This is a genomic window from Prevotella sp. oral taxon 306 str. F0472 (genome assembly GCF_000257925.1).
Classification (GTDB): domain Bacteria; phylum Bacteroidota; class Bacteroidia; order Bacteroidales; family Bacteroidaceae; genus Prevotella; species Prevotella vespertina.
In genome coordinates this window covers 38,681-52,192 of record NZ_AJIN01000064.1, presented here as the reverse complement: position 1 = coordinate 52,192, position 13,512 = coordinate 38,681, and the positions used below count along the sequence as shown (strand labels likewise).

Sequence of the window (13,512 nt, the reverse complement as noted above, 5' to 3'; positions counted from 1 at the left end):
TTCTGTAATACTTCTCCAAGGCACTTGTAATGGTTCTCCAAAGCACTTGTAATAATCCTGTAAATTATCAGTTGCACTTTAAAATGGCTTTAACAGATACGAAAAAGTCCGAATCCTTGCACTGGATTCGGACTTTTCTTTATAATTGGAATCTGTTAACGATCTGTATGAACAGGTTGAAATTCCATTGTAATAGTAACTTCTTCACGACCTTTAGATTGGCTATCTACCATGATCAACTGCCCATTATCAAACTTGAGGGCAGCTTGATCATGTACAGAGGTCTGATCCTCATTTTCTGAAAAGCCTATGATCAACTCGTTAGCGTTAATCCATTTCCAGTAATTCATTAGGTCTTCACGACCGTCCGTAGTGGTTACATAATATGAACCTGCATGCGTAAACGTAACCGTTCTCAATAGCCTTAAGCCATCAATATCATCCTCCTTGTCTTGAGAAAGCTTTAACTTGTCCTTATACTCAGGTGTGTTTATTGCTGATCTAAATCCATCGTAAAGCTCATTGGCAGAGGTAGATGAAGCATTATAGACCTTCTTTCCATCATACTTCACAACGATATAACACTTAGAGAACACCCATGTACGACACAACTCATCGTTGACCTTATTAGAAGGTAACGTTCCAGACTTCTGGGCAGAGAACTTGAGAGACTTCCCATTATAGGTCAACTGCAATTCGTATGAATTATTATTAGCTGTGATAGTCAGCTCGCCAACAGTATTCAATACATATCGATTACCTTTCTTCTCATAACTTCCAGAGACGATAACATCATCATTATCTTGTGAAGAAAGCCCAGAAACACTACCATCATGCACGATAAAGTAGCGTCCATCTTCAGTTAGTTCAAGACTCTTCCAAGTAGATCCCTGCGTTGTAATCTTGTATCTTGCAGCATCAGACAAATACATCGGTCGTTCTATCTTACCCTTTCCTCCATCATCATCAGAACTACTGCATGCCGTGAAACTCAACGTCATCAACGCTAATAAACTCACTACTAAAAACTTTGAATGTCTCATTTCTTTTGTATTTAAAATTATTTATTTCCTAATAAACTCACCCTTTCAAATCCCATAATTGCCAGCTTTTCTGTACCAATATAACCATTCAAAAGACAATTATAACCATTTAAAAGACAATTATATATTAACAGCAACAAAAGTAAATATACTTTTTTCAATTTACTCCTCATTACTTGTTAAAAATTACTAAGTTCCTTCCTTCCAACCTCACGACCATCCTTTCCCACGTTCATCATGCTACTTAAACATTCTCAAAAGAGAGTTCTATCTTCTCAAAGTCAATCTCTTATCCCTCGCTATATAACAGAGTCTGACCGAGTTCATTTCACTTTCCAGTCACTCCTATCACGACCTTTTTACTTGCTAACATCTAATATTCAACTATCTACATGAAGTATTAAATATGACAGTAAATGAATTAAAAAATAAATTAGGGGCTTATACAGTATGTGTTATGATCTTTTTTAAACTTTATAATCCCGAGTTTATTGCTCGATGTAAACTCTTTTAAATATAGCCTTTAATAACTTCCACTCCAATTAACTGATTTAATGTAGCCCCTATAAGTTCATCAGAATAGATTGACTGCCAATAGTTATCGAAGATCGGTTTATCTATATTACATTGTCCAGAATTGTCTAATGCATATATAATAAGTCGTTCCTTATCACAAATCCCCATTAGTTTAGAGCGTAACATACGAGCATATGACAAGGCTTGACGGAAGGCTTTTTGTTCTTCTATCATTGAAGACATGTCCAACTTAACTTCAATTACTAAGGGTGAACTTTCAAAATGAGTAGTCCCACGTGGGAAAAATACAAAGTCCGGAATAGCCTTTTCCTTTATTCCAGCCTTTAATTGTAGCTGTCTCGTCCAATCAGAATCATTGTAACCAATTCGTTTCAATATAGGGATGAGAATGTTTTCTTCTACGTCCTTCTCATGTATAATATCTCCAAAGTCAATAGAAGTCACTGCATAGAGTTGCGGATAATCTGTATTCTCTACTCCTTTTTCCTTTACTAATCGCAATAATTCTGTGTAGTCTTTTGCAGAAAATCTTATACCATTTATACCTTGCAAATTCTTTCGTACGATTGGTAACTGAGAGAAATAAGAATCTTCTTTTAAGTCTGAAAAAGTAATTTTTGGAAGTTTAATACCATTACGTACAATAGTTCTGCAATGGTAATAATCAAAAGGATTGAATATACCGATCGAATCTGCACGCCAAATTGAATGTATATAACTTCGTGGGGATGTGCAATATACAATAACTAAATCTCCTCTACGAGTTCTTTCGTTACAAGCCCAAATAGAAGTAGTAGATGGTTGCGACTCTTCTAATGAATCAAGAAACTTAAAATCAATATTACCAGATGCTCCTGTTAACCATACATTTGTGGGTTGTGGTAATTTTCCAGTTGTTAATTCCTCTGTATCTAAGAGTACCCTTGCTCCGTAATCATATAGGCATGCACAGAGTTCAGCATCTGTTAGTTCATTGTCTTTTTGGAATTCATTAAGTATACCGCATATATCATAGTAATACATAAGGTACTGCTTGTAGTCTTTAGAACGAGGTATTGGTGGTAAGTCTATGCCAAGCGCATCACAACTCTTTTGTATAATATCAAATCGATGTGAAAGAAGGATAGGCTTAAAGTAATAATCATAATAATACAAATACATAGATAAGGCATCTACCGCTGCTGCTTTTAGTCGAAACTTATTTGCCGATATGATGTATTTGTTCCCTAACCATACGATTTCATCATCTTTAACTTCAAAGTCCATTAGGTCGTATGAGTCAATGAAATGCTCAAAACTTTCCCGAGTAAAAGTCTCTTCCTCTATGAGATTCCGTTCAACGAAATTAATCTCATGTATATACACTAACTCCACAAATTGCTGAGGATTAAAATCACTATCCAATCCATTTGCAAATGTTGCGATAGCTTCTATATTCTTATATACATCATCGGGATTAGGGTCAAACATTTCTATCGCTTTCTGTCCATCGGCTGATTGCTTATAATAGTTCCATAGGGTCTTGTTCATAATCTTTTAATTCTTTCTTAAAGTTTAAGGTTTATCTTATTAGGCTTTGCTCAGATAAGCATACTCTCGTTTATATCGCTCAATACGTTCATAATCCTTCTTCACAGGGTTAGGAATTCGAGAAAGGTCCATATTGTGAGTAAGGTCGTGCATCTTTACGGCAGTTGCAAGGGCATTCTCTTTTATACGATGAATATATGTTTCTCTGTTAGGTGCAAGATGATGATTGAGTAAATGTAAAGCATCGGCAAGTTCAAGCCTATCGGTATCTGACAAGGGAGTTCCTAATTTCGCATCTAACAAGTTAAGCACTTCTTCAACAGAATGTGGGGTATCTTCACTTGCATCGTGTAGATAACCCACAACCTGCTGTTGCCAAGTGGTCCCCATTTTGGCAACAGCTGTAAGATGACCTGTAAAGTAATCAACTCCAGCTTTATCCACTTGCCCTTTGTGTAACTCACAAGCTAATGTGGCAGCACATTGTACGATATTTTCTTCCTTGTTGACTAACATAGCTAAAATTTAAGTTATATGTAATAGAAACCCTTTACTATCTACTATTCACAATGCAAATGTACATCTTTTTGTGAACATACAAATCTTATTGAGCATTTCTTTAAGATTTCATCTTTATCTATAAGCCTTTAACATCATCTATAATTTAATGTGAGTTCGACAAATTCACGTTAATTAAGTTCATATCAAGCATTATATTGGTTGTATAACACAGACACTGGCTGACTCTCTGCGAGTGCCAGCCAGGGTACAGTTAATACCTAAATAATTGTATTCTTCTTGGAACTAAGATTTAAATGGTGAGTACCAACTACTCCAATGCTCGATTAAAGAACAGTCGACGTTCTTTAACCACAATGATAACAGACACGATGAACAATAATACCGTCTGTATACACTTGCTATCAGGGTGAGTTGCAAATATTTCATTGAAATAACCTGCCGTAATGTGAAAGATAATAGCAACAAGGATATTTCGGTTGGTTTTATAATAAAGCCAGTTCATCAAAAAAACAAAAGGGAAGATACTAACGATGAAGTTCAGACTATAAAGCCAGCCCTCGCTCACTACGTTTGCGTGATAATAACCCTTAATTCCTGCAAGGGGGAAATGCCAGACAGCCCAATAAGCTGCAAAAAGCATGGAAGTCTTGAAGAGATTCATCCGCGAACGTAGGCTGTCAGTACCGTAGCCATGCCATGCAAGTTCTTCGAGTGTTGGGGCAAGGATAAGGGGATAGAATTAAATATATTTTAGGATAAGAAACCGTTAATTTTATCCATTAGCACTCCAATCAACTCGGTAGCTAATGAGGTGTCTGTTAGTTTTATAATGTTGTCTTCTTCTGTTGAGAAGCCGAGAAAATGGACGCTGCCGTACCAAACGATGGTTTTGTCAATGATGGCACAGCAATGGGAGAGGATTTTATTTGTTTTTATTGTGATACCAAGAGATTTTAGGAAGTTAGTTTGCTCATCTGATGGTTTAGATAAGACTATAATATTGATTCCATTTGCAAGCAGGTCTTTAAAGAGATGGGTAAGTTTATTCTGCTGAACACGATACAATTTAGGAGAGGAGATAATAATAGAGTGTTGGGCTTTGAGCAGGTCTTTACAAAAGGAGGAGAAGAAGGTTCTACCATTGAAGATTTGTCCTTCGCTGCTTGATAGGTCAAGGTCGGGTAAAGAATCAAACAATGTTGGCGAAGAAAGATTGACAACCGTGTAGCCAATAGAGGCATAACCCTTCAGGCGTCGTTTATACATACTGTCGCAAACTGGGTGGTGAAGATCGATGTAGTCATAGATGCGTACATCTCTCTTTCCCGCGTATTCTCTATGAAGTCGACCAGCATATTGCGCCAAAAGTCCACGCCACGAGATGGGCAATGCAAGGAATAATGTGTCTAACCGAGGATAATCAAAACCCTCACCAACATATTTCCCCGTGGCTACTATCACCAGCGGTTCCTCTGCAGGCATTGCTCTTAATTGCTGAAGTGCAGATTCTTTCTCCTTGGCAGTGCCTGTTCCTGTAAGCTGAATTACATTCTTCACTTTGTCGCGCAACTTTTGCGAGAGCACTTCTACATGCGCTTTCCTACTGGTAAGTATCATAGGAATACGCCCAGCATCTACAGCTTTACACACATCATCCACTATCAGCTTATTGCGTACTTCGTCTTCCACCAATGACTGATATAAAGAACTAATGTTCTGCGTCTCGTCTGTAAGGGGGCGGAATGATGTAAACCGAGGAATAAGGTAGCGATGAAAACCTTGTTGTGCCCTTTGACTTGTAGCATCTGCCGAAAAGCGGATTGGTCCACATTGCATAAAGATAATGGGTTGGTGTCCGTCTTTTCTAATCGGTGTTGCTGTCAATCCATATACATAGTGTGCAGTTACGCCTTTTAAAACACGTTCAAAGGTAACAGACGAAACATGATGGCATTCGTCAACAATCACCATTCCATAATTGCGCACAAATGGTTTCACATCGTCTCCATCTACACACGATTGAATTAAGGCTATATCTATAATCCCGTGCAGCATATTACCTGTAGAATCTAAACACCCAACAGGCGAAAACACCTTGCGTCGTCCCCTCCTCTTAGGCATTTCAGGTTCTTGATAATCTATTTCAAGAAACTCTGATAGACGTTCTTTCCATTGAGTGAGCAAAGCCTTTGAATGGACAAGAATCAGTGTGTTTACTTTCTTATCTGCAATAAGTGCCGCAGCTGTAACAGTCTTTCCGAAAGCTGTTGTAGCATAGAGGACACCATTATTATATTGTGATAAACTATCAACTGCCTGCTGTTGTTCTGTGTGCAATTTACCTTGAAACGTAACAGAAATCATCTGCCCATGATTGGTTTTATCAGTTAGCGTATAATCTACATAATTAGCTTTAAAGAAAGAAATAATAGCATCCTCGCAACCACGAGGCATCAGCAGATAATTATCGGTAAATTCAAAACAAGAAATAATACGCGGGATGGAATAGGTGGACAAGCGCATTGCTTGTTTACGATAAAACTCTGGATTCTTAAAAGCTGCTATACGTTTCAGATGATTCAATACTTTCGCCGAAACAGCTTTAATAGGGATATAGAGTTTATCCGATCTGGTAATATCTACTTTTGTATAAATGTCCTTACTGCTAATTGTTTGCACAGCTGGTGGTATCCATGGTTTTCGCTCATCTGATGTAGAAAGCAAGCCCAATTCTTCCTGTGTATGTTCTATCAAGAGCTTATCAATCTCCTCTGTCGTCATCTTCTTTACTTGGGAAAGAAAAGCCCACTGGTTTCGATAAGCAAGGAAGTTATCATCAACGAAAACGGTATTCGACCTTCTTCGAGCTTGTCCTTGTAGTGGAAGAGCCACAAGATTACCTAGTCCGCCTTCTGGAAGAGAGTCTTGATTGGGAAAGAATCTGTCGTATGATTTGAATGACATTCGCCCGTTTTGATTCATTGCTTCTGTTAGAATTGAGCTTCCCAGTCGTCGTGCTTTATAAGCAGATATAACATCTTCAAAGAAGATCCATACATGCGCACCATTACCCGAACGCGAACGCTCAATGACGTATGGAATATCCCAATCCCTACAAATGCCGACAAAAGCCGTGACATCTTCCTTATAACCGTGCTCACAGTTCTTGTCATCGAAGTCCGCACACAAGAAAGCACAATTATTGTCTGGCATAATAGCATATAACCCGATCACATCGGTACAGTCCTCTCTCTTGCCTTCCAAATGCCAGTAAACAGCCCTATCATTCAACGCTTCAAAATTCCGATTAGGACAGTCTGCACATTTATATCGCTTCTTATCACAGACCCCCTGGCTCCACTCATTAATGCAAACAGGCTGATAACCTCCTTTGCCAGTAGTTTTGCTTTGCCATCGCCTTGCATAAACGTCCTCCCGTCCTCTGAACAGACTACGAAATAGTTGTACCTTTTCATCAAGTGAAAGCTGGGACGTCAAAGGATTAGGGGATGCCTCAAGGCTTTTACTTGCCACCGTTTCATACTTTATCCCATGCCTTTGCAGCAAAACTTTCAGCCTATCGTTCTCTTTCTGCAATTCCTCGCAATGCTGAAGAAGTTGCTGATAACGTTCGTTATTCTCCATAGACTTATTCAAAATTAGACATAGATCTTACTAGCCTTATTCCATCATCAAACTATATTATGAATTTCCTAAAAGAAACAAATGTAAATGATTATATATGCTACTGCAAATATAATAAATTTCCTGGTATGAGGTATAAAAAGACGGTAACATATTGGAAAATCATTCACACTACTTTATCTCGAAGCCATACAAACAGATGATATGTAAGACAAGAGCTAATGCCTATAAAACTTATTAACTGGATATTTGGCACTTTTAAATAGAATTAGTACTTTTGCAACGACAAGTAATTATCAACTTGTTCAGACATATTGGAATTGAGCATAAGACTTCATACTATGTATAGTAAATAGTCCACAGCTCGAAAAGGACGTTTACAGACGTTATCTTTTGGTCCTCAAACTTCGCAAATTTGACCAAAACCCAAAAGAGATACGGCAACGGAAACGTTCACGTTAGTTGTATTATTTCTATGTCGTTTATGGCATTGATTATAATATCGTATTGACGTGGGCTTCTTGCGTTGCCTATCCTTTGGGTTAGGCAATGCGAAGGCCTGAGGACTGGGATAGGTAAGTGAAGACTCCCACGTCTTTTTTTAATTCACCTAAATTTCGGACCTTGCTGCAGGAGAGAGGCATAAGAATATTTCACTTCCATATTCTCGTGTCCTTTAAACAACTTGCCTATACTTGGGAGTGGTGAGGCTAATAAAAACTTACATATATGAAGCGAATTTTATTTTTCATTGTGATGACTTTGTGTGCTATGACTGCATTTGCACAAGAGACAAAAGAACAAATCCAGAAAAGCGAAGAACGCGCCAAGAACTTACAAACCTTACTAGACAAGTATTCTGACACAAATTGTGGAGACGGAATCATTGATGGTTTTGGTAATTCCGTTCGCGATGCAGCGGTATTGGCAATTGCAAACAGTGTGAAGCTAGAGGGGCTTTATTATCGCCAGATTGGGCAGACAAAGGATGGAGTAACAGACGTTACTATCGTAAAGCCAAAATTGGAAGATTGGACAGAGCTACTGACAACAGTTACAGGTGAAGCTGCATCTATTAAAAATGCTGTAGATAATGCAAAAGCTGCAGGTGAGCAGATGAAGCAAATAGCAGAAAATGCAAAGAACAACAAGAATCCAATGAAGATTGCTAAGCTTGCAAAGATTGCTAAAGGAGCTGGTATCGTTATGGAATTTGGCAATGCAGCAACCCCTATTCTTTTAGAAGAAAGTGCAGAGCAAGTAAAAGCTGTTCAGAAAATCATAGAAACGCTAAAGTCTGGCAAGAATCTATAATGAGGTGTTTTATTCTCTCAGTCCTGTTTCTGCTCGTGTATGGCACAAGTTGTCATGCACAGGCAGAAAACAGACCTGTCGTTGGTGTAGCAGAGTTTACTTGCGACGAAGAAAGTCCTTATACGAGGTTAGTAACCGAAAAGGTCGTGGAAATGCTAACCAATACTCATCGATTTATTGTTGTTGACAGAACCAGTCGTGATAAAGTAGAAGAAGAACTTGAGCTACAGAAAAGTGAGGCTTTTTTGGATAGCAAGAATCTGGCACGACAGGACGCATCGCTTGGTGCTAGTATGCTAGTAACAGGGCATATCGTCAAGATACCTGTTTATCGTATTTTTAATGGCGATGGAAGTATTAGAGGCTACAAGGCAAGTGTTGCTTTTCAGCTAAAAGTTGTAGACGTTTCTACTGGCATCAGCAATGAAGCACAGGGCTTCCAAGGAAAGGCTAGCAAAGAAATGCTTTCTCCAGAAAGTGCTGTCACTGCTGCAATGCAATCAATTAAAGATGACATTTATGAGTATTTCCGAATCAACTTCCCCCTCACAGCAAAGATTGTTAAGGTTCTAGACAAGAAGACGCTTGTCATTAATGCTGGTAAAGAGACAGGCGTGAAAGTTGGGGATAAATTCATGGTCCAAATAATAGAACTACTTGACGGCAAACCGAACCCGTCCGATATAGGAACAATAACTGTAAAGAAACAATCTGGAGCCTCTTTCTCCGCAAACAAGGGTGTAAATCAGCAAGTTACGTGATTTACACCCTTTATTGCACCCAAAAATCAAGCAGTTAAGAAAAAAGTTACTCCCAAGACTAATAGTCTTGGGAGTAGTTCATTATTGAGAGAGGTTTATAGGTTTGAAAAAAGCAAGATTTCACACTCGGTACAATCCTAACCAACCATTTTGGAAAACGTAACTTCCTGCGTCGTTTCGGCTAGCTTGAAGGTTATGTGTGTGAAAGAGTGGTTGGACCAACAGCTGTTACAGAAGCTACGAATATACCTCCTGTGAAATCTTTGCCTGTAGTTCTTTATTCAAATTAAACATTGTCCAGCGAGTGAAGATGTACTTTTGCTTTTTAGCAAAGCGCAATATCATCCGTTGAACTTTCATATCAGCAATGCCCATCAATGTAAGGAGTTTTAGCTTATATACATCATCCACAAAGGGACAAGTCATCATATCCGCCGTGAGAATCGTGAGCTCCGAATTGCGTTTACGCTCCACTTCCGCAACAAGCCGATACTTTTTCAGAATCTCATCTTTCAATGCTATCTTTTGCTCATTATAACACTTGTGGTTAGCATAGTAATACATCAATATGATGCATGCGAATAAGTTATACTGTAACTCACTTTTTTTAATAAATGACTGGATAACTTCAGGTGCGAATAGATATGCAGAACCTAACTCTTTGGCTAAAATTAACAGATAAAGACTTTCATGTAAAGTGTAACGATGTGAATCTGTTGTAGCGAGTACCAAGGCTATTTCATCTTGAATCTTCTTAAAGATAACATCCTTACTTATTGTTTGGAATCTAACCTCAGGATTCGTTTTAAAATCACCATGCCGTTTTGCATAGATAACAATGGCATTCATTGTCTTCTGCAATTTCAATGTGGTGTTTACCTGCCTGTTGCTATTGAACACGAAGAACACCACATCAATCAGAGATACAAGAAAACTTGTAAGCTTCCTTTGTACTCCTTGTGCTAGAAGTTCAACCTCATCCTTATTAGTGTTCTCTTTAGACATCAAGCGTTCATACTTCTTGAATCCCATTTCATATCGATTGAGAAAAGCGTCAAGGCGTTGACTCATTTTCTCAAGCAGATAGTTTGCTATATCGCGATATTCTATTCCACATTCCCTAACTATTGCTTTTATTTGAGCATTTACCTTATTTGCAGGCAGGTATATATTGAATTTCTTATCTAGTATTTCTCTGTCTTTATCCGAATTCTCATCTTCGGTTTCATCTTCTTTCTCCACATCCAAATTAGATTCTACTTCTTCCCAGAGTGGAGTCGAGAATATATTGCTAAATAAATGTTCGATTCTCTGTTTGGCTATTGTAACCTTTGTTATAAAAGGTCTGTCAAACTCTTCAGTTTTGGACGGGCTAATCTGTAATTTGAATTCTTTCAGCCATTTTGTTAGACTTTCCATGAAGAGACTCCTGTCCTGTTCATCATTATAGAATAGGAAATAATCGTCAACATACCGATAACACTCATAGTTAGATTTCTGACAAAGCTTTTCTTTCAATAGTTCCTGCTCAACCTTTTGGTCTATATACTGAAGTATAATCTCTGCAAAGATTCGAGAGAACTCTGGACCTATAACAATACCATTAGTTTCACGAGCATTGACCGACTGCATTAGATTGTCAAATGCATCACCGAGCCATGAACCATGATAACCGGGCAAAACCTTCACCTTGTCTGCACCACCAGCAGTCGCCCAACTTATTGTGTGAGTGTAAATACTATCGAAACAGCTCTGTAAATCGAACTTCACAAGATGTTTGAATTTCTTTTCAGCCCGCTGGTACCTATAGTCTTCGTAGAACTTGTATATATTCGAATACTTCTTGTAACTGAAATAAGTTTTCAAGTTCTCATATTCATTAAAGAATAATTCGACTTTGTCGCTTTGATGTCCTAACAACTTTCGATGGAGTCTATCTCTATAATAAAAGTATTGTGCAACCTTGTGTGGCTTGCGAAGAGAGTATTTGCTCTGATTACAGAGATAGAGTATAGAATACTTATATTGTTCGTAAAAATCTACTACCTGCCACTGATTATATGGATGTATAATTGACAACGTTCTATTCTTGTTTGCCTTGTGAGCTATATTGAAATAATAAGGATAGAATAGAGCATTATTCTTGTGTTTCAAATCGCTTATAGGCTTACCTTGCTCATAACAACCAAAAAGCAATGCCGCAAAAGCAGATGCATTTTTTTCATTCAAGCGTTTAGATTGCTTCAAGGTGTTCCACGTGATATTATCAATTTTTTGTTTTTCACCAACCCATAAATACTTGGCAAGAAATCGATACAAATATCGGTTTGAGAATATTATAGGGCACTCGTAGGGCAGAACGTCTGAAAAGATCACTCGCTCTTTACTGTAGCTTAGTTTTATCTTTTTTCTACGTTTCATACCCATGATGATTTAATTGTTCGAAGTCTTTGCTTCTTTACTTTGTAACGCTTGTGGGGATAATCAAATCCCTTTGCGAAAGATAGTAAAGCAAGCTTTCTTTTCAGTCTATCCTCTATTATAGCCCTATCCGCAATTGTAATAGATGCCTTTGAAGAAAGATTCAGCCTACCTATGTTGCGACTCAATTGTCCATCCAAGTATGATAGATTTCTTTTATTATCCAGTAGTTGATTGGAATAAAAGATACCAACTTTAACCCCTTTCTTTGCGTTGTACAGATTTATATTGCAGGTCAACACATGAAGTGCATCAAACAAATAGTGTGCTGCAACATCGAAACCTACGACATCAATCATATTATCAAAAGTAGTGAACGTCTTATCTATTCTTTTTGTAATCTTTTCTAACTTATCTTGGGAGAGTGAGAATACTAGCCTATCCCTATTTTTATTGTCGATATGAACATTATATCCTAATAGATTGAAGTCTAAATCTACAGCTTTAGCCGAATCATATTTATAGCATTTCCCCGAGCCATCTGATGGCGTGTGTATTGTCAACCCTTTTTGATAATAAATTTCCTTAAGCTCTTCGATGTACCAATCTATTGATTTATGGAATTCATCTCTGATATCAGGATGAATAACAAGTACTATATCGTCCACATATCTGCCAAGAAATAAAACACCAGGCAAAGATCTCTTTATCACCTCATCTATCTTGGACAAATAGAATTCGGATAGTAGCGAACTGATAGCACAACCTCGTGGAATACCAGTTTGAGGAGTCTGTACAAGTGGTCGCAAATTCTTGGCTTCAAACTCCTTCCGTATGAGTCCGCGCAAGAGCGATTTACTCTTTACGTCAAGCAGATTGTTTCCCTCCAAATACTCAAACAATTTATCATGCGGAATCGACTCGAAGCAGTGACAAACATCCGTTCGGATTATATAGTACCTGCTCTTATCCTCTCTCAACAATATCTTTAGCTGAGAAAGAATCTCATTGCGACTTGACATGGATATATTAAACAGCTTTTTCACATTCCAGCAAAGGACTTGCATTGCAAAAAACTCTTCAGCTGTAGTTCCAATAGAATAAACAGGTTTCTTTGGATCTGCTGACGAATCTGGTGTGAGGTTGAAACGAAAACTACTAGATAAAATATTTGAAGACACTTTAATAAGATGCTCTTGCAACAAGGCTTTTTGCTGCTGAGCATTCTTCTTCATCGATTGCTTCAGAAATTCAACAAGGTCTGCTTCATCCTCCGTACGCTCTGCCGTTTTCTTTCTCAATATTTCATTTAGCTCCTTTCTCATATCTCGGTATTCCTGAGCTGAAGCTAAATACTCAGGTGAAAGATACCTTTTCTGCATCTTTCCCTTCCTATTCACCGCATTGAACGCATCATTTAGCGAATCGTAGTTGTATGAGAAACTATATTGAGACATCTCTTTAGAACCTATTTTGATTACAAAGGTATAAAATTCTCTCAATAATATAAAGAAACGCTCCAAGTTTTTACATATAAGGAACAGCTATGTTCTCAATTTCGTAGCAAAGGTGTTAAAAACTGATAGTGTGCGATGATGAATTTACTTCTGAATAAGTAGTTCTGAAATGCTAACTTTCATCTCGTGAAGCCCTATGATTTCCCAACTTTCTCATATACTTCCCGCTGTATCCCTGCCTCTTGGAAAAGCATTAAAAGCTCTCTACTTTTGCATCGTCAG

General features: G+C 37.9%; 8 protein-coding genes and 1 pseudogene. 2 read left to right on the top strand and 7 right to left on the bottom strand.

The features are described from left to right. Positions 1-155: 155 nt before the first annotated feature. The 5 genes and pseudogenes from HMPREF9969_RS10055 to HMPREF9969_RS10035 all read right to left on the bottom strand — a co-directional run bounded on the left by HMPREF9969_RS10055 (position 156) and on the right by HMPREF9969_RS10035 (position 7,277). The gene (locus tag HMPREF9969_RS10055; protein WP_232212671.1) at positions 156-1,043 is read right to left on the bottom strand and encodes a hypothetical protein; all 888 of its coding nucleotides are present in this window, start codon (positions 1,041-1,043) and stop codon (positions 156-158) included. 510 nt (positions 1,044-1,553) lie between these two features. Beyond that, a complete protein-coding gene (locus tag HMPREF9969_RS10050; RefSeq protein ID WP_009435736.1) occupies positions 1,554-3,110 on the bottom strand; it encodes a type I restriction enzyme HsdR N-terminal domain-containing protein in 1,557 nt (518 codons plus the stop codon). A 39-nt stretch (positions 3,111-3,149) separates the two neighbouring features. Beyond that, positions 3,150-3,626, bottom strand: coding sequence for a phosphohydrolase (locus HMPREF9969_RS10045; RefSeq protein ID WP_009435733.1), 477 nt, complete (start codon positions 3,624-3,626; stop codon positions 3,150-3,152). 313 nt (positions 3,627-3,939) lie between these two features. Further along, positions 3,940-4,371: pseudogene (locus HMPREF9969_RS10040) on the bottom strand (type II CAAX prenyl endopeptidase Rce1 family protein); the annotation flags it as partial. Positions 4,372-4,382: 11 nt separating this feature from the next. Continuing rightward, the gene (locus HMPREF9969_RS10035) at positions 4,383-7,277 is read right to left on the bottom strand and encodes a TOTE conflict system archaeo-eukaryotic primase domain-containing protein (protein ID WP_009435737.1); all 2,895 of its coding nucleotides are present in this window, start codon (positions 7,275-7,277) and stop codon (positions 4,383-4,385) included. Positions 7,278-8,006: 729 nt separating this feature from the next. On the opposite strand from HMPREF9969_RS10035, the gene HMPREF9969_RS10030 reads away from it, so the two are divergent. Both HMPREF9969_RS10030 and HMPREF9969_RS10025 read left to right on the top strand, forming a co-directional pair. Continuing rightward, positions 8,007-8,591: a hypothetical protein gene (locus tag HMPREF9969_RS10030; RefSeq protein ID WP_009435692.1), complete on the top strand. Its 585-nt coding sequence runs from the start codon at positions 8,007-8,009 to the stop codon at positions 8,589-8,591. Next, positions 8,591-9,352 (top strand): CsgG/HfaB family protein, encoded by a 762-nt coding sequence (locus tag HMPREF9969_RS10025; RefSeq protein WP_036895656.1) that lies wholly within the window; start codon positions 8,591-8,593, stop codon positions 9,350-9,352. The genes HMPREF9969_RS10030 and HMPREF9969_RS10025 overlap by 1 nt, the downstream gene beginning before the upstream one ends. 237 nt (positions 9,353-9,589) lie before the next feature. Here the strand turns inward: HMPREF9969_RS10025 and drt3b are convergent, their stop codons facing one another. Continuing rightward, entirely contained in the window at positions 9,590-11,773 is a 2,184-nt protein-coding gene (drt3b, locus tag HMPREF9969_RS10020) for an antiviral reverse transcriptase Drt3b (RefSeq protein WP_314519638.1), read from the bottom strand. Further along, positions 11,770-13,230: an antiviral reverse transcriptase Drt3a gene (drt3a, locus tag HMPREF9969_RS10015; RefSeq protein ID WP_009435714.1), complete on the bottom strand. Its 1,461-nt coding sequence runs from the start codon at positions 13,228-13,230 to the stop codon at positions 11,770-11,772. The genes drt3b and drt3a overlap by 4 nt, the downstream gene beginning before the upstream one ends. Positions 13,231-13,512 lie beyond the last annotated feature (282 nt).

What these genes read in the sequence shown, in the direction of transcription:
- drt3b (WP_314519638.1), bottom strand. Translation starts at nt 11,773, where the DNA reads ATGAAACGTAGAAAAAAGATAAAACTAAGCTACAGTAAAGAGCGAGTG.
- drt3a (WP_009435714.1), bottom strand. Translation starts at nt 13,230, where the DNA reads ATGTCTCAATATAGTTTCTCATACAACTACGATTCGCTAAATGATGCG.
- HMPREF9969_RS10045 (WP_009435733.1), bottom strand. Translation starts at nt 3,626, where the DNA reads ATGTTAGTCAACAAGGAAGAAAATATCGTACAATGTGCTGCCACATTA.
- HMPREF9969_RS10030 (WP_009435692.1), top strand. Translation starts at nt 8,007, where the DNA reads ATGAAGCGAATTTTATTTTTCATTGTGATGACTTTGTGTGCTATGACT.
- HMPREF9969_RS10035 (WP_009435737.1), bottom strand. Translation starts at nt 7,277, where the DNA reads ATGGAGAATAACGAACGTTATCAGCAACTTCTTCAGCATTGCGAGGAA.
- HMPREF9969_RS10055 (WP_232212671.1), bottom strand. Translation starts at nt 1,043, where the DNA reads ATGAGACATTCAAAGTTTTTAGTAGTGAGTTTATTAGCGTTGATGACG.
- HMPREF9969_RS10025 (WP_036895656.1), top strand. Translation starts at nt 8,591, where the DNA reads ATGAGGTGTTTTATTCTCTCAGTCCTGTTTCTGCTCGTGTATGGCACA.
- HMPREF9969_RS10050 (WP_009435736.1), bottom strand. Translation starts at nt 3,110, where the DNA reads ATGAACAAGACCCTATGGAACTATTATAAGCAATCAGCCGATGGACAG.